A 1,029-nucleotide genomic window follows, 5' to 3' on the forward strand; every position below is an offset into this window, starting at 1 on the left:
AATTACACACATAAACAAAAGCACGAGTACGCCAGATTGATGATTGAAGAGCATTATACCAATCAACAAATTATGGATATATCAGGCGCTGGCGCTACTGCGGTTGCTCGTTGGAAAAAGCAGTACATAGATGAACAGCGTGGTAAATTCGCACCCGATAAAGTGCCTTTAGATGCCGATAAACGATTAATCGAAGAACTGAAAAAAGAGTTGGCAGAATCAAGAGAAGATGTTCGATTGTTAAAAAAAGCAACCGCCTTGTTCATACGCGACAATCCAAACTTGAAGTGATTCAACAACTGAGCAAGGCAGAGCCTAAAATTTCTATTCAGAGATTATGTGGGCTGCTTGAGTTACCCATATCAAGCTATTACTACACGCCAGTGACTCGAGTTGCCGATGAGGTGCTCGGGAATAAAATGAAGACTATTTTCGAAGACACTTTTTATTGTTATGGAAAGCGACGATTGGCTTTTGAGTTGAATAAAGAAGAATCCGTCACTGTTGGTTTATTTAAAACCGCTAGGCTAATGAAAACATTATAATTAGTCGCTAAGCGACCGAAGAAACAACACTATTATGCTCAGGGAAAAGAACGACCGACTACACCAAACTTATTAAAAAGAGCATTTAACCCGACTGATTTGAATACTCATTGGGTTGGCGATATTACGTTTATTCGCTCACATCAAGGTTGGAGCTATTTAGCCACAGTGATGGACTTGGCGAATCGAGAAATTGTTGGTTATGCACTGTCGAAAACACCGGATGCCCAGTTGGCCAAACAAGCTTTAACGAATGCGATTGCTCAGCATAAACCAACAACGAAGGGGTTGATGTTTCACTCCGATCAGGGTGTACAATATACGGCAAAGTTATTCCAAGAAACGCTTCTCGATCACAACATGATACAAAGTATGAGTCGGCGAGGGTGTTGCTGGGACAATGCCGTACAAGAACGATTTTTCCGCAATTTGAAAACGGAATATCTGAACGACCTAAGCTTCATCAATCACCCATCGGTGGTAA

At 41.3% G+C, this 1,029-nt stretch carries 2 protein-coding genes and 1 pseudogene; all 3 read left to right on the plus strand.

Annotation, left to right across the window (positions count from 1 at the left end; genetic code table 11):
• The coding region (locus HC723_RS16870; RefSeq protein ID WP_446751414.1) for a transposase at positions 1–291 on the plus strand (291 nt) is incomplete at its 5' end.
• A gap of 113 nt (positions 292–404) precedes the next feature.
• The gene (locus HC723_RS17955; RefSeq protein WP_446751415.1) at positions 405–545 is read left to right on the plus strand and encodes a transposase; all 141 of its coding nucleotides are present in this window, start codon (positions 405–407) and stop codon (positions 543–545) included.
• 63 nt (positions 546–608) lie between these two features.
• Positions 609–1,029 (plus strand): annotated as a pseudogene (locus HC723_RS16880) (IS3 family transposase); the annotation flags it as partial.

This window comes from Vibrio sp. S11_S32, assembly GCF_014694465.1.
In the GTDB taxonomy this organism is placed as follows: Bacteria; Pseudomonadota; Gammaproteobacteria; order Enterobacterales; family Vibrionaceae; genus Vibrio; species Vibrio algicola.